Raw genomic sequence first — 22,696 nt, 5'->3', positions numbered from 1 at the left:
CCGTTGCTTCTCTACGCGTCGCTTTAACGCATATCCGTCCCTGGCTCCATCTGCGTAGCGGTTGCGCACCTCGCGCTACGCCTTAGCGTAGATCCAAGAGAGAGGAGCCACAGCGTGAACCCGATTGCCACCGAAGAACAGGCCCGTTTCGAGCGCGAAGCGCTCGCCGTCCTTGCCGACCCGCGCATGCAGCAGACCATCGAGGACCGTCGCGCCTATTGGCTCGACAAGGCCCAGCCCTCGCCCGCCATGCGCAGGGCGTTCGAATGGGCCTATCCCGAGGTCGCCTTCGGCGCGATTCTCTGGTCGCTCAACACCGACCCGCAGCGCCCTGCCGTCGTCACCATCACCCGCCTGCCGCACAAGCTGGGCGATCTCGACGTGCCCGGCACCCGCTGGGGCATCGACAATCCCGACTCGGTCTACCGCGTGATCCCGATCGACGGCGCCGAGCGCTACGTCATCCGCGGCAGCGTCCCCGATCCGCGCCTGACCGAAAATTACTTCACTCTGTGGAACGCGCATATGGGCACGGTCGACGTGCTCGACGGCAAGTCGCTCGTCCTCGACGCGCAGGGCAATTTCGAGATTTTCGTCGATGCCGACGAGAAGGGCGACCGAGCGAACCATATCCGCTCTTCGCCCGAGGCCGTCGAATTCTACATCCGCGACGTCGTGGCCGACTGGGCACGCGAGCGGCCGAACATGCTGACGATCGAGCGGCTGGGTGGCGCCCCGAAGACAGCCGAGCGCAGCTTCGACCAGAAGGTGGCCGATGCGCAGGCGATGCTGATCCGCAACGTCGACAGCACGATGCGCTGGAACGCGCAGGCGACCACAAAGGCGGCCAATGGCTTCGACTTCACGATCGACCGCGACAGCGACGGCGCGCTGCGCAACCAGATCTACATCATGGGCCATTTCGACCTGAAACCCGACGAGGCGCTGGTGATCGAGGTCGGCCTGGGCGGTGCCGACTATTTCCTCGCCCCGATCACCAATATCTGGGGCACGACCAACGACATCATGCACCGCACGTCGAGCCTCAACCTGACCCAGGCGGTACGCGACGATCAGGACAGCCTGACCTTCGTGGTCTCGGAGCGCGATCCCGGCCTGTGGAACTGGCTCGACCCCTGCGACATGCCCGAAGGCCTGCTCACCCTGCGCTGGGCCGAGTTCGCGAGCGGCCGGCCGGGCGAGGGCTTCGGCGCGCGCAGCCGCGTGGTGAAGTTCGACCGCCTGCGCGACGAGCTGCCGGCGGGCACGAAATGGGTCACGCCAGAAGAACGCCGCGCGCAGCAGGCCGAACGCGCTGCCTCCTATGCCTGGCGGATCGCGGAATGAGCGGCATGCGCAGCTGGATCATCACCGGATGCTCGACCGGCATCGGCCGGGCCATCGCCACCCATGCCCTGTCCATCGGCGACCGCGTCGCCGTGACCGCGCGGAAGCCTGCGGATGTGGAGGACCTCGTCGCCGCCTATCCCGACCGCGCCATCGCCCTGCCGCTGGACGTCGCCGATCCCGTACAGGTGCAGGCCGCCGTTGCGGAGACGGAGAAGCGTTTCGGCGCGATCGACGTCCTCGTGAACAATGCCGGCTATGGCTATGTCGCATCGATCGAGGAAGGCGACGAAGCCGCCGTCAAGGCGATGTACGAGGTCAATCTGTTCGGTGCGATCCGGATGATGCAGGCGGTGCTGCCCGGCATGCGCGCGCGGCGAGCCGGGCAAATCATCCAGATCTCTTCGCTCGCAGGCCGCATCAGCAATCCGGCGACAGGCTATTATTCGGGCTCGAAATTCGCGCTGGAGGCCATTTCCGAGGCGCTGTCGCGCGAAGTGGAAGGTCTCGGCATCCGCGTCTGCTCGATCGCGGCGGGCATGTTCCGGACGGACTTTTCGGGTCGCTCACTCAAGACCGGCGAGTCGGGCGTCGCCGATTATGACGATGGAGTTCACGCCCGGATGCAGCTGGTGAAGTCGGTCGACGGACGCCAGCCCGGCGATCCGGCGAAGCTCGCCGCGCTCGTCGCCGCCGTTGCCGACATGCCTTCGCCGCCGCGCCAGCTGATCGCGGGCCCCGACGCCTATGCCGCCGTCTGCGCGCGCATGGACGAGGTGCGCGCAGCGATGGAATCGCATCGCGAGCTCAGTTGCGGGACGAATTTCGACGCCTGATGACCCTGTACCGGCGAAGGCGCGCGACGCCCTCGCCGGCGCTTTCTGCCTCTAGCCAAGCGCGCGATCCTGCTTTAGCGTCTGCGCACGCAATATAAGCATAGATTACGCAAATGGAGGGGTTCGTGGCCTATACGCTACAGCAACTGTCGGACCTTGAGGATATCCGCACGGTAAAGCATCGCTATTTCCGGTCGATCGATACGGCAGATCAGGCGGTGCTGGAGACGCTCTTCACCGACGACGTGTCGGTCGAATATCGCGGCGGCGGCTATTTCGTGCAGCTCGAAGGCGCGGCCAAGATGGTCGACTTCCTGATGAACAGCTTCAATGCGACCGCAGTCGCCATGCACCATGGCCACATGCCCGACATCACCCTGATCGGCGACGATGAAGCCGAGGGCATCTGGTATCTCGAGGACATCTTCATCTCGCTCGAGCGCAAGGACGTCACCACCGGCACCGCCATCTATCGCGATCGCTATCGCCGGGTCGACGGCAAATGGAAGATCGCCCGCACCGAATATGACCGCATCATGGAAGTGGTCCAGCCGCTCACCGATGCGATGAACATCACCGTGCATCATCTGGGCAAGGTCGGCCGCAAGCTCGAGGATTGCAGCGACATCAGCCACCTGATCACCTGGTACGACAAGGCCGCCTGAGACGCGGTCCGAAGGCGCCGGCCCGCTGCCCGACGGCAGATGGGAACCGGCTGCCGCTTTACAGAAAAGGGGAGAATGAAGACATGGCAGGACAGTTCGAGGGCAAGGTCGCGCTCGTCACGGGTGCCGGCGGCGGCATCGGCCGGGCCACGGCGATCGCCTTTGCCCGCGAAGGCGCGAAGGTCGTGGTCGCCGATCTTCCAGGACCGGGCGGCGACCAGACCGTCGCGATGATCAAGGATGCCGGCGGCGACGCGACCTTCATCGCCACCGACGTCGCGAACGAGCAGGCCGTCGCCGCGCTGGTCGAGGGCACCGTCGCCGCTTACGGCCGCCTGGACATCGCGTTCAACAATGCCGGCGTCAATTTCGATGCCGACATCTGGGACAATGTCGACGCCTTCGACAAGTCGATCGCGATCAACCTGACCGGCGTCGCGTCCTGCATCCGCCACGAGGTGCGGCAGATGCTCAAGCAGGGCGGCGGCGGCGCGATCGTCAACACCGCCTCGATCAACGGCATCGTCGGCTCGCCCCAGCCGGGCTATGTCGGGTCCAAGCATGGCGTGGTCGGGCTCACCCGCTCCGCCGCCTTGGCCTTTGCCAAGGACGGCATCCGCGTCAACGCGGTGTGCCCGGGCGTGGTGCGCACGCCGATGACCGAGAAGTTCGACAATAATCCGCAGATCAAGGCCGTGATCGAGCAGATGACCCCGCTCGGTCGGTTCGCACAGCCCGAGGAAATCGCCTCGGCCGTGCTGTTCCTCAGCTCCGAAGCCGCCAGCTTCGTGACGGGTCACCCTCTCGTCGTGGACGGGGGCGCAACCGCGATGTGAGGGCGGGCGGCGCCGTCGGTTCGGGGGAATCGACGGCGCCCCCATTTTTCGATCAGGCTTCCGACAGGATCAGCCCGCTCGTCGGAACCCCCGTTCCCGCCGTCACCAGCACATGACCGGGGCCCGACACCTGATTGACCGACGTACCGCGCACCTGGCGCACAGCCTCGGCGATCCCGTTCATCCCGTGGATATAGGCCTCGCCCAGTTGCCCCCCATTGGTGTTGACCGGCAGGCGTCCGCCGATCTCGATCCCCTCATTGGCGATGAAGTGCCGCGCCTGGCCGCGCCCGGCAAAGCCGAACGCCTCGAGCTGCGGGAGCACGAAGGGGGAGAAATGGTCGTAGAGGATCGCGGTGCGGATATCGTCCGGCCCCATCCCCGCCTGCGCGTAAAGCTGCTCGGCGACGAGGTCCATTTCGGACAGTCGGGCGATGTCCTGCCGATAATAGCTGGTCATCATCTGCTGGTCGTCGGCCGCCCCCTGCGCTGCCGCGCGGATGATCGCGGGCGGTTGCTTCAGCTTCGCCGCACGCGCGGAGCTGGTCACTACGATCGCTACCGCACCGTCCGATTCCTGACAGCAGTCGAGCAGGTGCAGCGGCTCGACGATCCAGCGCGACGCCTGATGATCGTCCAGGCTGATCGGCTGCTGGTAGAACCAAGCGGCCGGATTGTTCGCAGCGTGCCGACGGCAGGCGACCGACACCCGCCCGAAATCCTCGGAGGTGGCGCCCGTCTCATACATGTAGCGCTGCGCCGACATCGCGACCCATGATGCGGGCGAGATCAGCCCGAACGGGACATAATAGCCATAATGGGCGGACTCGGCATTGGGCACGGGCGGCGGGGTGTAGCCGGTGCCGAAGCGATATTGCGACCGCTCGTTCATCGCGCGGTAGCAGACGACGACCTCGGCAACGCCGGTCGCGACCGCCATCGCCGCCTGCATGATCGGCGCGCAGGCGGCGCCGCCGCCATAATGGATGCGGCTGAAGAATTTGAGCTGCCGGCCGCCGATGTTGCGAAAAACCTCGATCTCCGGATTATTGTCCATCGTATAGGTGCTGAGCCCGTCGACCTCGCCACGGTCTATGCCGGCATCCTCGAGCGCGCTCAGGATCGCCTCGACCGCAAGCCGCAGTTCCGAACGGCCGCTATTCTTGGAGAATTCGGTGGCACCGATTCCGACGATCGCCGCCTTGCCCGCCAGTTCGCTCATGCTTCGGCTCCCATGTGCAGCGTGACCGTGGCAGAGACATGCTCGCCGATCTGGTTGCGCCCGCTGACCTTCACGTCGACCTCGCGCCCCTCGACCCGCGCGACCTCGCCGGACAGGCGCATCGTGTCGCCCACGAAATTGGGCGCCCCCAGCCGGATATCGACCGAAGCGATGCGTGCCGATGGGCCGCTCCAGTCGGACACATAGCGCTGCACCAGTCCGTTGGTGGTCAGGATGTTCATGAAGATGTCCGGGACGCCGGTGGCCTGCGCGGCGGCCTTGTCGTGATGGACATTCTCGAAATCGTTGGTGGCCATTGCGCCCGCGACGATCGCCGAGGCGGTGGTCGGAATGGCGAGTTCGGGGAGCGCCTGCCCTACCGTAACGTCCTTCATGCGAGTGCCTCCGTCTGTCCCGAGGCGACCGCCGCGCCGATCGCGGCGAGCATCGGCTGCGCGCCGCCCAGCGTCTCGCCGATGGCGACGGCGTCGAGGAAATAGCGGTGGATCGGATAGGTTATGTCGGCGCCCATGCCGCCGTGGAGATGCTGGGCGCTGTGAACGACGCGGTGCCCCCCGATCGCGGCCCAATATTTGGCTGTAGCGATGTCCGCCGCCTGCGGCCGGCCCTGATCGATCTGCCACGCCGCAAGCAGCGCGGTCGAGCGCATCGCCTCGACGTCGATGAAGGCGTCGGCCGCGCGCTGCTGCACCGCCTGCATAGAGCCGAGCGGCTTGCCGAACTGGATGCGGCCGCTCGAATAGGCGGCGGTGCGCTTCAGCGCTTCGGCCGCGACGCCGACCTGCCGCAACGACAGCGCTACCTGCGCGCGCTGGACGAGCGCCGTGACGATCGCACCGCCCTCTTCCACGCTGCCGATAATCGCGTTGCCCGACAGCGTCGTGCCCTCGAAACTGATCATCGCCTGCGGCTCGCCATTGGTCGAACGCTGCCCCCGGATGGTGAGGCCCTTGGCACTGGGCTCGACAAGGAACAGCGCCGGACCGCTTTCCGTCCGTGCCGTGACCAACATCGCCTGCGCCTGCTCGCCATAGGGGACCGCGACCTTCACGCCGTCGAGACGCCAGCCATTGCCGTCAGAGGTGGCGGTGACACCCGGCGCGGTCGGATCGACGCCGCCGACCTCATCGATCGCTACCGTCAGCAATGCCTCGCCCGAAAGCAGGCGCGGAAGCCAGGCCCATTGACCAACGGTGCCGTGCGCATCGAGCGCCCATCCCGCAAGCAGAGTGGGGATAAGCGGAATCGGAGCGAGCGTGCGGCCCTGTTCTTCCAGCAGCAGGCCCAGATCGATCATGCCGAGGCTCATGCCCCCAGCAGCCTCCGACAGGCCCAGCCCCAGCAGCCCGGCATCGGCGAGCGTCTTCCAGAGCTTCTCGTCATAGGGCCGGCCGCTGTCGGCAAAGCTGCGCAACGCGTCGTCGCCGGTGGCGTCGTCGAGGATGCGCGCGGCGAGGTCGCGCAGCGCCACCTGATCTTCGGAAAGGGTGAAATCCATGATGTCCTCAGGCGAAACGGAAGGCGGGAAGCAGATAGCCGGGCTCGACTTCCACGAAGTCGGCGATAACCGGGCGGCCGATCGCGATGTCCTCGGGCTTGGCCTCGATCATATTGGCGACCATGCGGACGCCCTCCTCGAGCTCGACCAGCACGACCGGCAGCGGATAGTCGTACCCCGGCAGGCGCGGCTGGTGCATCACGACGAAGCTGTGGATCGTGCCTCGGCCGCTGGCCTCGACGATCTCGAAGTCGAGCGAGCCCGACACCGGATCCATCGGTCCTGGCGGATGGCGGAGCCGGCCTTCGCACGACTGGAACAGCAGCTTGCGCTGGGCAATCCCCTCCCAGAAAAAGGCATTGTCATGGGTGATCGCGGGGCGCGGATGCGGCCAGGCCTTCGCCTCGCCATCGGCGGGCGCCGCAGCCTTTGGCTGGGCGAGGTTCGGCTTGAACTTGAGCACGCGGAACGTCATCCGGCCGACCGGTTCGCCATCGACGGTGAAGTCGTAAGCGAGCGTCACGAAATGGCCGATGCCGAGCGCCGTGCGCTTCTCGTCGGACACGTCGGCAACGGTCGGGGTGGAGGTGACGACGTCGCCGATCCGCAGATAGCGACGATAGTCCTGCCGGACATTGGTCGCGACCACGCCGGTATAGCCCGCCGCGTCGAACAGAGCGAGGACGGCCATATTCTCCTCGGCGGTCCGCCCGCCGGGGCGGTAGGGCGCCATTGCCCAGACATCGAGCATGGCCGGCGGCGCGACGATTCCCGGATGGCCGGCAGCGCGGGCGGCGGCCTCGTCCAGATAGATCGGGTTGGTCTCGCCCATCGCCTCGCACCAGCGGCGGATCATCGGCAGGTTCACTGCATCGCGCGCTACGGCCGGCCTGTTGGCAGGACGCCCCACCCACGCCCGGGCCTGGTCGAGAAGCTCGCTCATCAACGTGCTCCCCGGGGCATGCCGAGCCCGATCTGCGCCACCATGTCGCGCAGCACCTCGGCGGTGCCGCCGCCGAAGGTGTTGATCTGGCACTTGCGATATTCACGCTCGATCCGACCGCGCAGCACCGCGCCGGGCGATCCGTCGCGGATCAGGCCGACGGGACCGAGTATGTCGAGCAGCAGCCGCATCACCTTGATCATCGCCTCGGTGCCGAACACCTTGAGCCCCGAGGCGAGATCGGCACGGGTCGAGCCCTGCGCGACTTCGGCCGCCACGCGGTTCCCCATCACGCCCACGGCGCGCAACAGCGCATAGGATTCGCCGAGCGCCGACTGGACCCACGGCACGTCGATCAGCCGCCCGCCACCCGACGGCGTCTCGCGCGCCCAGGCGACGACCTCGTCGAAGCAGCCATTGCCGGTGTAGGTGAGCGCGGCGAGGCCGATGCGTTCATGGTTCAGCTGCTCGGCGATCAGCCGCCAGCCGCCGTTCTCCTCGCCGATCACCATGTCGGCGGGGACGCGAACATCCTCATAATAGGTCACGTTGGTGCGGAAGCCGCCGACCGTCCAGATCGGCGAGACCGAGAAGCCGGGGAGCGCGGTGTCCATCATCAGGATGGTGATCCCCTTGTGCGGAGGCGCGTCCGGATCGGTCCGCACCGCGAGGAAGACATAGTCCGCCCCCTCGGCGCCGCTCGTGAAGATCTTCTGCCCGTTGATCACATAATCGTCGCCGTCGCGCACGGCCTTGGTCTTGAGCGCGGCGAGATCGGTGCCGGCCCCCGGCTCCGAATAGCCAATCGCGAAGATCAGGTCGCCACTGGCGATGCGCGGCAGGATGTCCCGCTTCTGCTTCTCGGTCCCCAGCCGCATCAGCGCCGGGCCGACCGTGTTGACGGTCACGAAGGGAAAAGGCGCCTCGGCCAGCACCAGTTCCTCAAGCAGGATTTTCTGGGTCAGCGGATCGAGGCCGCGGCCGCCATATTCGACCGGCCAGCCTGGGGTCAGCCAGCCGTCGGCGCCCATCTGCCGGATGATCCGGCGATAGACCGGCCCGCTTTCGGCATTGACCGTGGCGGCACGCACCTCGGGCGTCATCAGCCCGTTGAGATAGGCGCGGAACTCGGCTCGCAGCGCCTGCTGGTCGGGTGTGAACTCAACGTGCATGGGGGGATGCTCCTGCAAAGGGCGGGATGTCGAGCCGCGCCAGCGCATCGGGCGTCAGCGGCACATAGGTGCGGGCCTGGGGGTCGGCGACGTAGAGCGGGTCGCCCTTCACCTGGCCGGGATCATAGCCTTCGCGCTGCAGGTCGACCTTGCGCAGCTTGAAGGTGGTGGTCATGTCGGCGGTATCCGACAGCCTGACGAACAGCGGCATGGCGTAGCTCGCCAGCCGCTCGGCCGCGAAGGCGTAGAAGGCCTCCGGCGCGAAAGCCTTACCCTCGGGATAAGTCAGCGCGACCATGCCTGCGCGCCCCTCGGTCCCCGGGACCGCAACGCCATAGACATTGACGATCGAGGGACCGGGGAAGCCCGACAGGACGGTCTCGACCTCAGCGGTCGAGACATTCTCGCTCTTCCAGCGATAGGTATCGCCGACCCGGTCGACGAAGAAGAAATAGTCGTCCTCGTCGAAGCGGACGAGATCGCCCGAGCGGAACCAGCGGTCGCCCTCGCGGAACAGGTTGCGGAGCAGCTTCGCCTCGGTCGCTTCGGCTGACGTATAGCCCTCGAAGAAGCCGCCGACGCCGGTGCCGTCGAGCACCTCGGCGACCAGTTCGCCCACCTCGTGCGGCCCGGCCTCGACATAGGCACCGTTGGCATCGCGGACATGCTCGCCCGAGGCGACATCCCATTTCAGGATGCGGATGTTGGTCGCCTTGGGATAGGGCAGCCGCCCGACCGACCCCGGCCGGCCGTCGACATTGGTTATCCCGTAATTGGCCTCGGTCGACCCGAGCCCCTCGATGATCGTCTCGACCCCGAAGCGCTCGGCGAAGGCGGTCCAGACATCGGGCTTGAGCCCCGCGCCGGTCATCACGCGCAGGCAGTGATCGCGATCTTCGGGTGATGGCGGCGACGCCATCAGATAGCGAACGATCTCGCCGATATAATAGGTCGCGGTGATGCGGTGGCGGCGCACGTCCTGCCAGAAGCCCGAGCGGCTGAACTTCCGGCGCAGCACGAAGGGCCGCCCGGTCGCGAGCGCCACCGAAGGCACCACCATGCCGCCCGCCCCATGATAGAGCGGCAACACGCAGTAGAATACGTCTCCGGCGCCGAACTCCATCAGCCCGGTCATCATCTCGCCGGCGTTCAGGAAGCGCATATGGCTCATGCGGGCAGCCTTGGGCAGGCCGGTCGTGCCCGAGGTGAAGATCAGGTAGAGCGGGTCGGCCATGACCACCCCTGCCCGCGCGCTGCGCGGGGGATTGGCATCGGATACCGCCGCCATGTCCGCGTCGAGATCGCGCCAGCCCTGCTCGCTGCGATCCGCGCCCGTCTCCGACTGCTCGAAGACCAGCGCCGGCAGACTGTCGGCCGACATGCGGGCCACCGTTTCGGCCAGTTCCGACCCCACGATGAGCCCCCTGGCGTCGACCTGGCGCAGCGCATGGGCGAGGATGTCACCGGTGGCGCTGGTGTTGAGCAGCGCGGTGACCACGCCGATCTTCGAGAGGCCCAGCCAGATCATGACAAATTCGGGCCGGTTGAGCATCAGCAGGGCGACCACGTCGCCTTTCCTGAGCCCCGCCGCCTGGGCGGCATGAGCGACGCGGTTCGCGCGGCGGTTCATCTCGGCAAAGCTGATCGACTGCTCTTCGAACAGGATGAAGGGCGTATCGGCCGCATCGACGGCGCGCTCCTCCAGCCGGTCGGCGACGCTATAATCCATGTCACGCGCGAAGCCGGCCACGCGCTGATAGCCGCGCATCAGCCGCGCCATGCTCTCCTCGCGGCTGGGGACGACGAAATCCTTCATGCAATGGGCTCCGGCAGCGTATCGAGGAAGGTCAGCAGCGCGCCGAGAAAGGCGTCATTGTCGTCGCCTGCGACCATGTGGTGGGCGCCTGCGATCGGCACGACCTGTGCCTGGGGCAGCATTGCGCGGAAGCGTGCTGCGCCAGCCTCCGAGACGATCTCGCTCGCCGTGCCGTGGACCAGCATCAGAGGGCTGCTCACCGCACGCGCAGCAGCAGACAGGCGGCGGTTGATGTCGTCCATGTCCCATTTGGCGTTGGGCCGGACGAAGGCGGGATCCCAATGCCAGTACCAGCGCCCGTCGGCGCGCTGGCGCAGGTTGCGCGACAGGCCATCGAGCCGGTCGGGGCGCGGCCGGTGCGGCAGATAGGCGGCGATGGCGTCGGCCGCTTCGTCGAGCGTGTCGAACCCGCCATCGGTGCCGCGCATGAAACCGACGACCTGCTCGCCGCCCTTCTTCTCCATCCAGGGCACGATATCGACCAGCACGATCCCGGCGACCTCGGCCTGTGGCGCCTCGCCCGCTGCAAGCAGCGAAGCGAGCCCGCCAAGCGATGCGCCGACGAGGATCGGGCGCGCATCGAGCGTTTCGATCACCCGGCGCAGGTCATCCCCGAACCGGTCGAGCAGATAGTCGCCCTTTTCGGACCATGCGCTTTCGCCATGGCCGCGCTGGTCGACCGCGATCGCGCGATAACCGGCGCGAGCGAGCGCCGCGACCGCGTTGCGCCAGGACCCGCGCGTCTGCCCCCCGCCATGCAGCAGGATCACGGGCTGGCCATCGAGCGGCCCCGCGACATCCGCCGCCAGAGCGATGCCGTCCGCGCCTTCCAGCTGGATGGCAGTCAGTTCCATTCGGCCGATGCCGCTGCGGTGTCGGCGATCCGCACGCCACGTATGCCGAGATGCACGCGCGCGTCCTCGGGGGTCATGTGGAAGACCTCTTCGTAGCGCATCAGATAGATCGGATCGGACTCGCGGCCGACCTTCGCGCCGCGCTCCATCGCGTCGAGGACAGTCAGCCAGGTCTGCGGATAGTGGAGCACCGCGCGGGTGATGATCCGCGTCGATCCGAGGATAGAGAAGACCGACAGCTCGCCGGCCAGCTCGGGGCTCAAATGCACGAACAGGTTCGCGAGGCGCATATAATAGGGCACCACCTCGCCAATGAAGTCGAAGCCGCCGCCGCCGAGGATATGCTCGAGGTCGTGCTGCTGGCCAGCGCGGAAATTGAAATACTCATAGTCGTTGCGCGCCTTCACCGGCGGCACGATGTCGACCTGGAGATTGTTGTCGACCAGTTGGCGATAGAAGATGTTGCCGACGGTACCCGGGGCATAGTGGGCGAGGTCGTCGCGCTGGAAGGTCGAGGCATAGCCCTCCTCGAACCAGGCATCGAGCGCGGCATTCTTCTTCCGCTCCTCGGCGAACAGCGCGTTGATATGGTCGATGTCCTGGATCTGGCGCAGCAGCAGGACGAGCTGGATCGAGTCCGAGGGTGTCGGCACATCGGGGCCGTTCCGGCGCAGCATGTGCGTCGACACCCAGTCGCGCAGGCGGGCGTCGTTCAGATATTTGGAGGAGCTGATCAGCGTGCTGCTGTCGGTCGAAAGCGGCACGATCCCCTTCATCAGATAGCTATAATCGTTCATGCCAATGTCTCCGCATGGAGGGTCGCCGCGAGCGAGCGCGGCACTGCGACGGGAAAGCGCATGATCAGCTGCGCCATGCTCTTGGCGGCCGGATCGACCCCGGCTCCACTCAAAATGCCGCCGCCCAGACAGCCATGGACGACGAAGTTCAGCGCCGAGAAGCCGGGCACCGCATAGCGGTCGACTCTCGGCAGGCTGCCGTCCGGCGAGAAATGGCGATACCATTCGCCGACCGTCTCGGGCGTCATGGCGGCGGCAATCCAGCCGATCCAGTCGGGGTTGCGCGCGATCACCGCGACGTTGAACAAGCTGCCCTTGTCACCGCTGCGCCCCCAGGCAAGGTCGATCAGATCGACCGTCGCCATATCCTCTTCAGGTACGGCGGAAGCGACAACCGGCGCAGAGATCTCACTCGTTCGACCGGGAGCGATCGGGACAGGCCAGCTCTCTCCGCTCATCGTCACGATCGGGGTCACCGTCTCGCGAGGCAGCAGGAAGCCGAAGAGCCCGGTCAGCGGTTGCACCGTCGTCGCCAGATTGATGCTGGTGCCTACCGACATCGTCGTGATGCCCGAGGCCTGCTCGCGTGCAAACATGCCCGCGCCCTCGACCATGGGGTGGTCGACCGTCAGCTTGAGCACCACCTCGCGCGCGCCGGAGATGCGGGCATGCGGGCCATAGCTCGCCTCCTCTCCGATCACGACAACCGAGGTGCCGCTGAAGTCGGGAAGGTTGCGCGCGCGCAGCAGGCTCCGGCCGCGTTCGATCAGCGCCTGGCCTTGCCGCCGCGCCTTCGCCCCCGCGCTCTCGCCGATAATCGGGGTGAGCCCCGTCGTCCGCCAGCCCATGTCGAAGGTGACGCTGGCCTTGAGCCACGGCGTCGGCGGCCGCCCGCGCGCGCCGCTGACATGCACGCGATCGGGGCTGAGTTGTTCGAGCCGCACCGCGCCGAAATCGCAGGACACGTCGGCGACGACATAGTCTGCCGGGTTGCTGACTTCGTAGAGCAGTTGCTCGGCTACCGTGCCCACCGAGACCAGCCCGCCCGTCCCCTCGGGCTTGGTCAGGATCATGCTGCCGTCCGAGGCGACCTCGCCGATCGGGAAGCCGATCGCTTCCCAACCCTCGACGGCCTCCCAGTCGGTGAAGGTGCCGCCGGTGACCTGGGTGCTGCATTCGAGCAGGTGTCCGGCCAGCGTTCCCGCTGCGAGCTTCCCATAGTCATCCGGCTGCCAGCCGAACTCGTGGACCAGCGCGCCGAGCACGATCGCGGAGTCGACCACGCGCCCGGTGATGACGATATCGGCGCCCCGCGCCAGTGCAGAGGCGATCGGGAATGCGCCGAGATAAGCGTTGGCGGTCAGCACCTTGTCAGGGAACGGCGCGCCCGTGAACATGTCGCGCACGCCCGACGCCCGAAGCTCGTCGACGCGCTGAATGAGCTCGTCGCCCGTGACCGCCGCGACCTTGAGCGACAGGCCTTCGGCGGCGACCTTCTCCTCGACCGCGCGCGCCAGCCCGAGCGGATCGAGCGCTCCGGCATTGGCGATCACCTTGATCCCCTGTCGCGCGATCTCGTGCAGATGCGGCCCGACATGGACCGTCAGGAAGTCGGGCGGATACAGCGCGGGCGGGCTCGCCTGACGCGAGCGGCCGAACATGCCCATGCTGGCCTCGGCCAGATAGTCGAAGATCAGATAATCGAGGCCGCCCGCAGCCAGAAGCTGCGGGACGCCGAGCGCGCTGTCGGCGAAATAGGCCGAACCGCCACCGATCCTGACCTTGCGGCCTGCGTATCTTTCTGTCGTCACGCGGTTCCTTCTCCTGCTCGAAGCATAATCACGGCCGGAGGGGCGCTGCGACAGGCGCGCCTGTTCGAATAGCCGCGCCGCTATTCCGATCCGTGCAGATCAGCTGATCGCGGCTTCCATGCGAAAGCGGCCGGGCGTGGTCCCGGTCGCCTTGCGAAAGGCCAGCGTGAAGCTGCTGGGGCCGCTGAAACCGAGTGTCGCCGCGATCTGCTTCAACGGCAGGTCCGTCTCGCGCAGCATCGCCTGTGCGCGCGAAAGCCGGACTTCCTCGACGAACCGGTGGACGGTGCGTCCGGTCGTGGCGCGGAACACCCGGGCGAAATGGCTGGGACTAACCTCAGCCAGTTCAGCCAGTTCGGCGATGGTGAGCCTGTCCCCCGACGCCGCCGTGACGCGATCCTCGATTCGGCGGAGCTGCCACGGCGCAAGCTTGCCGCGCGCACTATCGGTATCGCTCGTCGATCGCCGGAAATAGCGGGCAAGATCGATCGCAAGCGTCGTCGCCAGCGCATCGATCAGCACGTCCGATCCGAAACCCGGCGCCAGGGCCTCCGCCGCCATCCGCTCCATCGCCGCGCGGACGCGCACGTCGCGCACATCTCCGCACAGCGCCAGCTGCCGCCGGTCGGTCGGGTCGAAATCCGCCGGCAGCCAGCCGGCCGCCGAACTGCAGACCGAAAGACGACGATCGCCCCCGGGTCCTGTCGCGCTGATCGCCGCGCCGGCCGGGATCACCATCATCCCGCCAAGCGGCAGCACGGCGCTGCTCGCATCCGCCGACCGGAAAATGCCGGCCGAACCCCGCGCTGGATTTTCGCACAAAACCACAAGATCGCGGCCCGGCGCGCGCGTGTCGCGCGACGGCCGTTCGTAGCGATAGGTATAGACGTGGACCCGCGTTCGATCGGTGCGGAACTCGCCGTCAGTCCGGGCGCGTCGCATTCAGCCTCTCCATCGGTCTCGTGCCGCCAAATCAGCCTAGACGACCAAGCGCAGCTTAACCAGCATGATCGCATGAATGCGTATCATCTTGAGATGATTTTTACGCATCAACATTCCGCTCCGGGTTCCAACGCAAACGAATGCCATGACCTGATCGGGCAAAAATGTCACAATATGCGCAAGATTTTCAATTTTAAGATACGCGTTCCGGATTGACTTGCCTCATTTTGCGGACTTATGCGTCGCGTCGATACAGAAGCGCCGGACGTCGATCCGGGATCCGAGGGGACGTAGAATGTCGCATCATAAAGTTCGTTTCGCCACGCGCTGCGCCGTTATCGCGCTGGCCTTCTCCGCCATGTCCGCTCATGCCCAGACGACTCCCGTCGAGGAAGGCGTCAGCGAAGGCATACAGGACATCGTCGTCACCGCGCGCCGTCAGTCGGAGTCGCTGCAGAAGACCCCGATTTCGATCACGGCGCTGGACAGCCGCGCGATCGAGAGGATCAATATCCAGGCGGTCGACAAGCTCGGCCAGGTCGCGCCGAACCTTGTGATCAGCCAGCAATCCTCGTCGCTGTCCTCGGCCTCGATCAACATCCGGGGCATCGGCCAGACCGATCCGTCTCTCGGCCTCGACACCGCTGTCGGCATCTATCTCGACGGCGTCTATGTTGCCCGCAGCGCTGGCTCGATCTTCGACCTCGTCGATATCGAGCGGATCGAAGTGCTGCGCGGTCCTCAGGGCACGCTGTTCGGCCGCAACACCACGGGCGGCGCGATCCAGATCGTGTCGAAGAAGCCGTCGGACGTATTCGGTGCGACACTGCGCGCCGGATACGGCACCCGCAACAACTGGTTCGGACGCGGTCGCGTCGACACCGGCGAGTTCGGCGATTCCGGCATCTCGGCGGCGGTCAGCTATTATCACCGCCAGCGCGACGGCTATTTCGACAATTTCCTCACCCCGCGCAGCAAGGATCCGGGCTCGCTCAACGTCGATGCCTTCACGGTCGCGCTCTCGGGCGATTTCGGCCCGCTTCAGGTCGACTATGGCTTCGACTATGACGACCGCACCGGTGCGCCTGCCTTCCACCAGACCGTGGCGCTCAGCCCCGACGCCCGGACCTATTACAGCCGTTCGCCCAATTATGGCGGCCCGGCCCTCCAGTTTGTGGGCTCCGATACGCGCCTGAACCGCGGTCTCCAGCAGCCCGGCGGCCCCGGCAACGACTATACCTCGCATACGCGCAGCCAGGGCCACACGCTGACACTCTCCTATGAGGCGTCGGATGCGATCACCTTCAAGTCGATCACCGGCTATCGCAAGCTGCTGCTCGAGAACGTCCTCGGCCTTAGCGGGCAGGGCGATCTCAAGGGCCTCGTCCTCGACTTCGCCTCGCCGACGCTGACCTCAGTCCAGTCGGTCACGCCCTATAACGGCTATAACAGCCCGCAGAAGCAGAAGCAGTTCTCCGAGGAGCTTCAGCTGCTCGGCAAGGCGGGCGACTTCAGCTATGTGCTCGGCGCCTATTATTTCCGTGAGAAGGTGTCCGAGAACAACAACCAGAACCTGACGCTGGTGCTGTCGCCCTTCGCCCTGCCCTTCCTCGGCTTCCCGACCGCCGTTCAGGATGCACTGGTTGGCCAGGGCATCGACCTGATCGGCCTCAACCTCTCGCCGATCGCGCGCTATTCGCAGGTGTCGAAGTCCTACGCCGCCTTTGGCCAGGTCAGCTGGAAGCCGCAGGCGCTCGACGAGCGGTTCGAGCTGACGGGCGGCATCCGCTACACCGAGGATCGCAAGAGCATCTTCCTGCAGAACCTGTCGAACGGCGTGTCCAGCATCATCGGCCCGCCGCGCGGGAGCGTGAAGTACACCAACACCTCGTTCCTCGGATCGGCCAGCTATCAGCTGAGCCCCGACGCGCTTGTCTATGCGAAGCTGTCGACGGGCTATAAGTCGGGCGGCTTCAACCCGCGCGCCGACACGCTCAACAGCTTCGCGCCGGAAAAACTGGTGTCCTATGAGGCGGGTGCCAAGCTCGACCTGCTGAACCGGCGCCTGCGCATCAACGGATCCGCCTTCCTCAGCAAATATGACGACCTTCAGGTGCCGCAGTTCGCAGCCGGCAGTGGCGGTGCGTCGACCCTGCTGGTCAACGCCGGCAAGGCCGAGTTCAAGGGCGTCGAGCTGGAAGTGACCGCGCTTCCCGCACGCGGCCTGACCCTCTCCGGCTCGCTCGGTTACACCGATCCGAAATATAAGAGCTTCCTGTTCCTCAACCCGAACACCAACACGGTCAGCGACATCGCCAGCACGGCGCGCTTCCCGAACGTCGCGAAGTTCAACTCGAACCTCGCGGTCGACTATGTGTTCGAACCGATGGCGATCGGCACCCTCTCGGCGCGGGTTTCCTACGCCTATCGCAGCCACATCTATTTCTACCCGAACGACGCGGTGAATCCGTTCCAGCAGCAGGTGGACTCGCCTGCCACCAACACGGTCGACGCACGGATCGCCCTTAGCGATATCGCGCTTGGCAGTGCCGCGAAGGGCGAATTGTCGCTGGTCGGCGAGAATCTGCTTAACGAGGACCAGGTGCTCTACGGCATCGACTTCGGCTCGCTCGGTTTCGGCGGCAAGATCTATTCCGAACCGCGCCGCGTGTCGGTCGAGTTCAAGATCAGCTTCTGATAGCGGCATGATCTCCACCGCCACCAATGCGGTCATCACCGGCGCGGCGAGCGGGATAGGCTTAGGCCTGGCCCGCGAAGCCGCCCGGCGGGGCCTCCGCCTGATCCTGGCCGACCGCGACGCCGACGCCCTGGCGGCTGCGACCGCCGAGTTGCCCGACGCGCTGGCCGTGCCGACCGACGTCACAGATCGTGCGGCAGTCGACCGGCTTGCCGACATCGCCTTCGAGCGCTTCGGTCGCGTCGACCTGCTGTTCAACAATGCCGGCATCATGGCGACCGGCTTCAGCTGGGAGATCGAGCCCGCGCGCTGGGACGCGTCGCTGGCGGTCAACGTCGGCGGCGTGCTCAACGGCATACGCAGCTTCGTGCCGCGCATGCTCAAGGCGAATGTCCCTGCGCGGATCATCAACACCGCGTCCGTCGGCGGCTTCAACCCCAGCCCGCTGATGGCACCCTACAGCGCCACCAAGTTCGCGGTGGTGTCGATCACGGAGTCGCTGAAAGTCGAACTCGACATGCTGGACGCACCGATCGGCGTCAGCCTGCTCGCGCCGGGCCCGGTTCGCTCGGCGATCTTCGACGATCCTTTCAGTGGCGAGATCCATCCGGCGACCCAGAAATTCGTCGATGCGCTGCGTGCGATGATCGACCAATATGGCATGGATCCGGAGCCCTTCGCGGCCGCCGTCTTCGATGCGATCGAACGCGGAGACTACTGGATCGTGCCGCAACCGGAAGCACTGGACCCGATGCTCGAACAGCGGCACAAGATGATCGCCGAACGGGCGCAACCGCGGTTCGATTTCTTCTCCTGACCTGATTTCAGGCCATTAGCGCTCTGCGTAGCATATCGATTGATGCGCTACGCAGAGCGTTGCCATGAGCAGTAGAATCTGCCATTATTCGCGGACAAAATAAGCAACCCAAGGGAGGGGAAGTTGACCATCGCATCCAAATTCCTTCGCGCGTCCGTCATCGCTCTCGCAGCTGCTGCGCTAGCCCCGCTGCACGCACAGACGACGCCGGCCGCCGACGAAACGACGAGCAATGACGGTCTCGAGGAAATCGTCGTCACCGCCGAACGCCGTGCCGAGAATCTCCAGCGCACCCCGATCGCCATCACCGCGCTGACAGCCAATGCGCTGCAGGCATCGGGCATCACCGATCTGCGCGGCGTCGTGCAGGCAGCGCCGAGCCTCTATTTCGCTCCCTATCCCAGCTCGTCGACGACGCTGGTCCTGTTCATGCGCGGCCAGGGCATCGGCGATCCCAACCTGATCACCAAGGATGGCGGCGTCGGCCTTTATGTCGACGGCATCTACCAGTCGCGCCCGCAGGCCTCGACCTTCGACCTCGCGGACGTCGAGCGGGTCGAAGTGCTCCGCGGACCGCAGGGCACGCTCTACGGCCGCAACACCACCGGCGGCGCGGTCAACATCATCAGCCGCAAGCCGAGCGGCGAACTGGGCATTCGCGGCCTCGCCTCGGTCGGCAACTATGGCTATCGTCGCGTGCTCGCCAATGTCGACCTGCCGCAGTTCGGTGACTTCAAGGTCAAGCTGACCGGTCTCTATTCGAACCGCGACGGCTGGGCGGAGAATGCCCGCAACACCGCCGGCGTGCCGAGCGCGAACGACTTCCAGGCCGACCGCAAATATGCCGTGCGCGGCGCGGTCCGGTGGGAGCCTTCGGACACCGTCACCGTCGACTATGCGGCAGACTATAGCCACCAGCGCACGACGCCGGTCCGCTACGTCACCGAGAACAGCTTCGCGCCGTTCCTCTTCCCGGGCTACAGCTCCGACGTCGAGCGGACCTACCGGCCGGTCTACCTGCCCTATAGCCATGTGAAGTCCGACGGGCAGACGCTGGTGGGCGAGTGGCAGGCGACCGACGGTCTGACGCTGCGTTCGCTGAGCAGCTACCGCAACATCCGGGTCAAGACCTATCAGGACTATGTCGAGGCGTTTCTCGCGCCCTTCTTCAGCTACGACAAGATCGGCTCGAAGACCTACACGCAGGAATTCCAGGCAGTCGGCAATTTCGACCAGTTCAAATATGTCGTCGGCGTTTATTATTTCCGTGAGAAATCGGACCATCTGCTTAACGCCGACATCGGCACCGGCACGCCCAACCAGCTGGTGCTGGTCGATCGCCTGACCAACGCCAAGTCGACCTCCAAGGCAATCTTCGGCCAGCTGACCTGGACGCCAGACTTCGCCGAGGGCAAGTTCGACGTGACGGTGGGCGGTCGCTACACCAGCGACAAGCGCACGGCCGATCGCGTCCGGACGCAGAATTTCTTTGCCGGGCAGACCTCCCCCCTCGTGTTCCGCGGCTTCAACGGCCCGGGCTTCACCCTGCCGCTCGGCTCGGTGGTCGGCGCGACCAACGTCAAGAACAACAAGTTCAATCCTGCGCTGACCCTCTCCTATCGTCCAGCGGACAATGTCTCGCTCTATGCGAAGGTCGTCACCGGCTACAAGGCGGGCGGGTCGAACGAGGCTTCGCCGACCTTCACCCGGACCTTCAACCCGGAAACGGTTACCAGCTGGGAAGCCGGCATCAAGACCGACCTGCTCGACCGGCGCCTGCGCTTCAACCTCGCAGGCTTCCTGGCTAAGTATAAGGATCTGCAGCTCGACATCTCGGCCGATCCGGTCGACGCCTCGCTGGCCGACACGTTCAACGTCGGCCGAGCGACGGTGAAGGGCCTCGAAGCCGACCTGACCGCCGTTCCGATCAGCGGCGTCACGCTGACCGCGAGCTACGCTTACACCGACGCCACCATCAAGAGCGTGCGGGCACCGGCTGGCTCGATCTTCGATCCGCTGGTCAACCCGAGCTCGCCGGTTCGCGTCGGCGACGACATCACCGGCTATTTCGTCCTTCCCTTCACGCCGAAGCACAGCGTCCGCCTGTCGGGCGACTGGGCGATCGCGACGATCGGTGACGGCACGCTCGCGGCCCATGCCGACTATACGTGGAAGGACAAGGTCTACACGACGGCGGGCGCCGGTCCGTCGGTGCCTCTGGGCCGCGACGCGCCGGTCAACGACAGCTTCGGCATCGTCGATGCGCGCTTGTCCTACACGATCGATCGCGGCGATGGCCGCAACATCTCGATCGCGCTGTGGGGCAAGAATGTGTTCGACAAGCGCTATCCGGGCTTCGTGATCGGCTCCGGCTCGATCATCACCGGCTATCCGAACCAGGCGATCTCCTACGGCGACCCGGCGACCTACGGCATCGACGTGGGCTTCTCCTTCTAAACCGCCCGACCAAGACCGAGGCCGGCGAGCCGCGCGATCATCGCGCGCTCGCCGGCCTCTCCTGTTTCCTGCGGCTCGAGCTCGAGCTCCAGCAGTCCGGCATATCCGGCCCTGTCGAGCGCGGCGAAGATAGCCGGCCAATCGAGCTTTCCGGCGCCGGGCTCGATCCGCCCCGGCAGGTCTGCGATCTGCAAATTGCCGATGTGGCCCGCCGCCAGGCCGATGATCTCGACCGGGTCCCGGCCATGCAACGCGACATGCCCCAAATCGAGAGCCAGCCGCACCTTCGGATGATCGGCCAGCCGAACCACCTCCAGCGCATCCTCGACCTGCTCGATCAGCAGCCCGGGCGCGAAGACCGGATGCGTGGCCTCGACGCAGAGCAGCGGTCCATCCGCGGCGATCCCGTCGGCAGCCCGGCGCAGATTGTCCGCCATGCCGCGTCGATCCCTCGCTGGATCTCCCCTGCCGGCCGTGATGCAGGTGATCGAAGCGGCCCCGCTGCGCGCAGCGGCGGCGAGCGTCCGGTCGAGCGAGGAGAGGGCGGTGCCATCGACCCAGGCCGGCTGGTCCCAGCGCAGCGGATCGTGGACGAAGGACCCCATCGCCATGCCATGGCGGCGAAGCTCCGTACCGATCCGGTCCTGATCCGCTTCGTCGCGCAGCAGCAGATAATTGTCGAACACTCCGGCAAAGCCGAGTTCGGCCATCAGCCCGATCTGATCCACCGGATCGTGAGACGCGGCCATATGCTGCAGCAGCGGCGCATCCGGCCCCCGAACGCCCAGATGCCCGGCAAAGCGCCGATTCATGCGACGCTATCCAGGAAGCGTAAGACGGCGGCGTTGAACGCCTCGGGCGCCTCCTGCTGGACGAGATGGCCCGCACCCTCGATCGTCACGATGTCGGCCAGCCCCGGCACGCGGCGGCGGAGCCGTTCCTCCCAATCCGGGAAGAAGCCGAAGGAGGGATCGGCGGCGCCGTACAACATCAATGTCGGCACGGTGACGTCCGCATCGGCCCAGGCCCGGCCGATCTCCCAATTGGCGTCGGCCGTGCGATAGGAGTTGAGCCCACCGATCATCCGCAGGTCGATATCGGGATGATCGTAGCGCCGGACATATTCGGCGAACTCCTCGGCGCTGAGCCAGGACCAGGGCAGGTCGGGCGCGGGTGGCAGCGCGTCGAGATAACCGGTGCCCTCCGACGGCAGCGCCTTCCACGCCCACAGGTCGCCCGACGCGCTCAGCGCATGGAAGCTGCGCCGCAGATAATCGGCCAGCGCGTTGCCCAACTCGCGATCGGCGGGTCCTACCGTCTGGAAATAATGGAAGTGGACGAAATGCGCCTTCGCCATTTCGGCGAAGCGCACCGATGGGCGATGGTCGGGCGACGCCATGTCGGGTCGCGGCCCCTCGCCCTCGGCGAGGCGGGGCTGGCCGCCCAGCATGGCGCGACCGGCAAGGTCATAGTCATAGGGAATGGTGGCGATCAGCGCCCGGACACGCTCGGGCGAGCGGACCGCCATGTTCCACGCATATTGCGCCCCGAAATCCTGCCCGATGACGACGGCGTCGCGCGCACCATAATGGTCGAGCAGCGCCGTCAGATAGGCCTGCATGTACGCGGAGTCGTAGAGAGCGGGATCAGCCGGCCGGTCGCTTGCGCCATAGCCGAGGCTGTCGATCGCGACGGCCCTGAAGCCGGCGCTTGCGAAGGGGAGCATCTGGTGCCGCCAGCTATAGGCGAGGCCGGGAAAGCCGTGGATCATCAGCAACAAGGGGCCGCTGCCGGCCTCCATCACGTTCAGGCTCAAGCCTTCGCCGACCGATATCCTGCGTTCCTGAATCACGAGATCGCCTCGCATATCACACCCTCATCCTCTTATCCTTATCCGCTCTCGTAGCACCGAAGTTGGACAGCGCCGCAAGATGCTATAGTCTGTGCAGGCGAATAAGAGGGTT

The 22,696-nt window shown here is 66.0% G+C and carries 19 protein-coding genes; 7 read left to right on the top strand and 12 right to left on the bottom strand.

What is annotated here, in order from left to right:
* The first annotated feature begins 114 nt into the window (after positions 1–114).
* The 4 genes from G6P88_RS16005 (at position 115) to G6P88_RS15990 (ending at position 3,684) form a co-directional block, all read left to right on the top strand.
* A complete protein-coding gene (locus tag G6P88_RS16005; protein WP_165324063.1) occupies positions 115–1,347 on the top strand; it encodes a hypothetical protein in 1,233 nt (410 codons plus the stop codon).
* Positions 1,344–2,183 carry an oxidoreductase gene (locus tag G6P88_RS16000; protein ID WP_226946607.1) on the top strand — a complete coding sequence of 280 codons (840 nt, stop codon included), beginning with the start codon at positions 1,344–1,346 and terminating at the stop codon, positions 2,181–2,183. The genes G6P88_RS16005 and G6P88_RS16000 overlap by 4 nt, the downstream gene beginning before the upstream one ends.
* Positions 2,184–2,308: 125 nt before the next feature.
* The gene (locus G6P88_RS15995; protein WP_165324062.1) at positions 2,309–2,848 is read left to right on the top strand and encodes a nuclear transport factor 2 family protein; all 540 of its coding nucleotides are present in this window, start codon (positions 2,309–2,311) and stop codon (positions 2,846–2,848) included.
* Between the two features lie 83 nt (positions 2,849–2,931).
* Complete coding sequence (locus G6P88_RS15990; RefSeq protein ID WP_165324061.1) at positions 2,932–3,684, top strand: glucose 1-dehydrogenase; 753 nt, start codon at positions 2,932–2,934, stop codon at positions 3,682–3,684.
* Between the two features lie 52 nt (positions 3,685–3,736).
* Here G6P88_RS15990 and G6P88_RS15985 read toward each other — a convergent pair whose 3' ends face one another.
* The 10 genes from G6P88_RS15985 to G6P88_RS15940 all read right to left on the bottom strand — a co-directional run bounded on the left by G6P88_RS15985 (position 3,737) and on the right by G6P88_RS15940 (position 14,760).
* On the bottom strand, positions 3,737–4,906 hold the full coding sequence (locus tag G6P88_RS15985) for a lipid-transfer protein (RefSeq protein ID WP_165324060.1): 1,170 nt from the start codon (positions 4,904–4,906) through the stop codon (positions 3,737–3,739).
* Positions 4,903–5,301 carry a MaoC/PaaZ C-terminal domain-containing protein gene (locus tag G6P88_RS15980; protein WP_165324059.1) on the bottom strand — a complete coding sequence of 133 codons (399 nt, stop codon included), beginning with the start codon at positions 5,299–5,301 and terminating at the stop codon, positions 4,903–4,905. The genes G6P88_RS15985 and G6P88_RS15980 overlap by 4 nt, the downstream gene beginning before the upstream one ends.
* Positions 5,298–6,425 (bottom strand): acyl-CoA dehydrogenase family protein, encoded by a 1,128-nt coding sequence (locus tag G6P88_RS15975; protein ID WP_165324058.1) that lies wholly within the window; start codon positions 6,423–6,425, stop codon positions 5,298–5,300. Before G6P88_RS15975 ends, G6P88_RS15980 begins: the two co-directional genes overlap by 4 nt.
* A 7-nt stretch (positions 6,426–6,432) precedes the next feature.
* On the bottom strand, positions 6,433–7,368 hold the full coding sequence (locus G6P88_RS15970) for a bifunctional MaoC family dehydratase N-terminal/OB-fold nucleic acid binding domain-containing protein (RefSeq protein WP_165324057.1): 936 nt from the start codon (positions 7,366–7,368) through the stop codon (positions 6,433–6,435).
* A complete protein-coding gene (locus G6P88_RS15965; protein WP_165324056.1) occupies positions 7,368–8,540 on the bottom strand; it encodes an acyl-CoA dehydrogenase family protein in 1,173 nt (390 codons plus the stop codon). Before G6P88_RS15965 ends, G6P88_RS15970 begins: the two co-directional genes overlap by 1 nt.
* Positions 8,530–10,356, bottom strand: a complete 1,827-nt coding sequence (locus G6P88_RS15960; protein WP_165324055.1) for a long-chain-acyl-CoA synthetase — start codon at positions 10,354–10,356, stop codon at positions 8,530–8,532. The genes G6P88_RS15965 and G6P88_RS15960 overlap by 11 nt, the downstream gene beginning before the upstream one ends.
* A complete protein-coding gene (locus G6P88_RS15955) occupies positions 10,353–11,210 on the bottom strand; it encodes an alpha/beta fold hydrolase (RefSeq protein WP_165324054.1) in 858 nt (285 codons plus the stop codon). Before G6P88_RS15955 ends, G6P88_RS15960 begins: the two co-directional genes overlap by 4 nt.
* A complete protein-coding gene (locus tag G6P88_RS15950; protein ID WP_165324053.1) occupies positions 11,201–12,007 on the bottom strand; it encodes a Coq4 family protein in 807 nt (268 codons plus the stop codon). The genes G6P88_RS15955 and G6P88_RS15950 overlap by 10 nt, the downstream gene beginning before the upstream one ends.
* Positions 12,004–13,818 carry an acyclic terpene utilization AtuA family protein gene (locus G6P88_RS15945; RefSeq protein ID WP_165324052.1) on the bottom strand — a complete coding sequence of 605 codons (1,815 nt, stop codon included), beginning with the start codon at positions 13,816–13,818 and terminating at the stop codon, positions 12,004–12,006. Before G6P88_RS15945 ends, G6P88_RS15950 begins: the two co-directional genes overlap by 4 nt.
* Positions 13,819–13,917: 99 nt before the next feature.
* On the bottom strand, positions 13,918–14,760 hold the full coding sequence (locus tag G6P88_RS15940) for a helix-turn-helix transcriptional regulator (protein ID WP_165324051.1): 843 nt from the start codon (positions 14,758–14,760) through the stop codon (positions 13,918–13,920).
* Between the two features lie 295 nt (positions 14,761–15,055).
* On the opposite strand from G6P88_RS15940, the gene G6P88_RS15935 reads away from it, so the two are divergent.
* The 3 genes from G6P88_RS15935 (at position 15,056) to G6P88_RS15925 (ending at position 20,732) form a co-directional block, all read left to right on the top strand.
* Positions 15,056–17,458, top strand: coding sequence for a TonB-dependent receptor (locus G6P88_RS15935; protein ID WP_165324050.1), 2,403 nt, complete (start codon positions 15,056–15,058; stop codon positions 17,456–17,458).
* 7 nt (positions 17,459–17,465) lie between these two features.
* Positions 17,466–18,275 (top strand): SDR family NAD(P)-dependent oxidoreductase, encoded by an 810-nt coding sequence (locus G6P88_RS15930; protein ID WP_165324049.1) that lies wholly within the window; start codon positions 17,466–17,468, stop codon positions 18,273–18,275.
* Between the two features lie 123 nt (positions 18,276–18,398).
* Positions 18,399–20,732 carry a TonB-dependent receptor gene (locus tag G6P88_RS15925; protein ID WP_165324048.1) on the top strand — a complete coding sequence of 778 codons (2,334 nt, stop codon included), beginning with the start codon at positions 18,399–18,401 and terminating at the stop codon, positions 20,730–20,732.
* Here G6P88_RS15925 and G6P88_RS15920 read toward each other — a convergent pair.
* Complete coding sequence (locus G6P88_RS15920; protein ID WP_165324047.1) at positions 20,729–21,544, bottom strand: TIM barrel protein; 816 nt, start codon at positions 21,542–21,544, stop codon at positions 20,729–20,731. The two genes, G6P88_RS15925 and G6P88_RS15920, sit on opposite strands and share 4 nt — an antisense overlap.
* Positions 21,541–22,599 carry an alpha/beta fold hydrolase gene (locus G6P88_RS15915; protein WP_165324046.1) on the bottom strand — a complete coding sequence of 353 codons (1,059 nt, stop codon included), beginning with the start codon at positions 22,597–22,599 and terminating at the stop codon, positions 21,541–21,543. The genes G6P88_RS15920 and G6P88_RS15915 overlap by 4 nt, the downstream gene beginning before the upstream one ends.
* Between the last annotated feature and the right edge of the window lie 97 nt (positions 22,600–22,696).

This window comes from Rhizorhabdus phycosphaerae (assembly GCF_011044255.1).
GTDB classification, from domain to species: Bacteria; Pseudomonadota; Alphaproteobacteria; order Sphingomonadales; family Sphingomonadaceae; genus Rhizorhabdus; species Rhizorhabdus phycosphaerae.
The sequence above is the reverse complement of the archived record's forward strand: the minus strand, read 5'-3'. Positions and strand labels throughout refer to the sequence as shown.

Excerpts from the sequence above, each read along its gene's own strand:
- G6P88_RS16000 (WP_226946607.1), top strand. The coding sequence starts at position 1,344 with ATGAGCGGCATGCGCAGCTGGATCATCACCGGATGCTCGACCGGCATC.
- G6P88_RS15990 (WP_165324061.1), top strand. The coding sequence starts at position 2,932 with ATGGCAGGACAGTTCGAGGGCAAGGTCGCGCTCGTCACGGGTGCCGGC.
- G6P88_RS15985 (WP_165324060.1), bottom strand. The coding sequence starts at position 4,906 with ATGAGCGAACTGGCGGGCAAGGCGGCGATCGTCGGAATCGGTGCCACC.
- G6P88_RS15980 (WP_165324059.1), bottom strand. The coding sequence starts at position 5,301 with ATGAAGGACGTTACGGTAGGGCAGGCGCTCCCCGAACTCGCCATTCCG.
- G6P88_RS15975 (WP_165324058.1), bottom strand. The coding sequence starts at position 6,425 with ATGGATTTCACCCTTTCCGAAGATCAGGTGGCGCTGCGCGACCTCGCC.
- G6P88_RS15970 (WP_165324057.1), bottom strand. The coding sequence starts at position 7,368 with ATGAGCGAGCTTCTCGACCAGGCCCGGGCGTGGGTGGGGCGTCCTGCC.
- G6P88_RS15965 (WP_165324056.1), bottom strand. The coding sequence starts at position 8,540 with ATGCACGTTGAGTTCACACCCGACCAGCAGGCGCTGCGAGCCGAGTTC.
- G6P88_RS15960 (WP_165324055.1), bottom strand. The coding sequence starts at position 10,356 with ATGAAGGATTTCGTCGTCCCCAGCCGCGAGGAGAGCATGGCGCGGCTG.
- G6P88_RS15955 (WP_165324054.1), bottom strand. The coding sequence starts at position 11,210 with ATGGAACTGACTGCCATCCAGCTGGAAGGCGCGGACGGCATCGCTCTG.
- G6P88_RS15950 (WP_165324053.1), bottom strand. The coding sequence starts at position 12,007 with ATGAACGATTATAGCTATCTGATGAAGGGGATCGTGCCGCTTTCGACC.
- G6P88_RS15940 (WP_165324051.1), bottom strand. The coding sequence starts at position 14,760 with ATGCGACGCGCCCGGACTGACGGCGAGTTCCGCACCGATCGAACGCGG.
- G6P88_RS15935 (WP_165324050.1), top strand. The coding sequence starts at position 15,056 with ATGTCGCATCATAAAGTTCGTTTCGCCACGCGCTGCGCCGTTATCGCG.
- G6P88_RS15930 (WP_165324049.1), top strand. The coding sequence starts at position 17,466 with ATGATCTCCACCGCCACCAATGCGGTCATCACCGGCGCGGCGAGCGGG.
- G6P88_RS15920 (WP_165324047.1), bottom strand. The coding sequence starts at position 21,544 with ATGAATCGGCGCTTTGCCGGGCATCTGGGCGTTCGGGGGCCGGATGCG.
- G6P88_RS15915 (WP_165324046.1), bottom strand. The coding sequence starts at position 22,599 with ATGCGAGGCGATCTCGTGATTCAGGAACGCAGGATATCGGTCGGCGAA.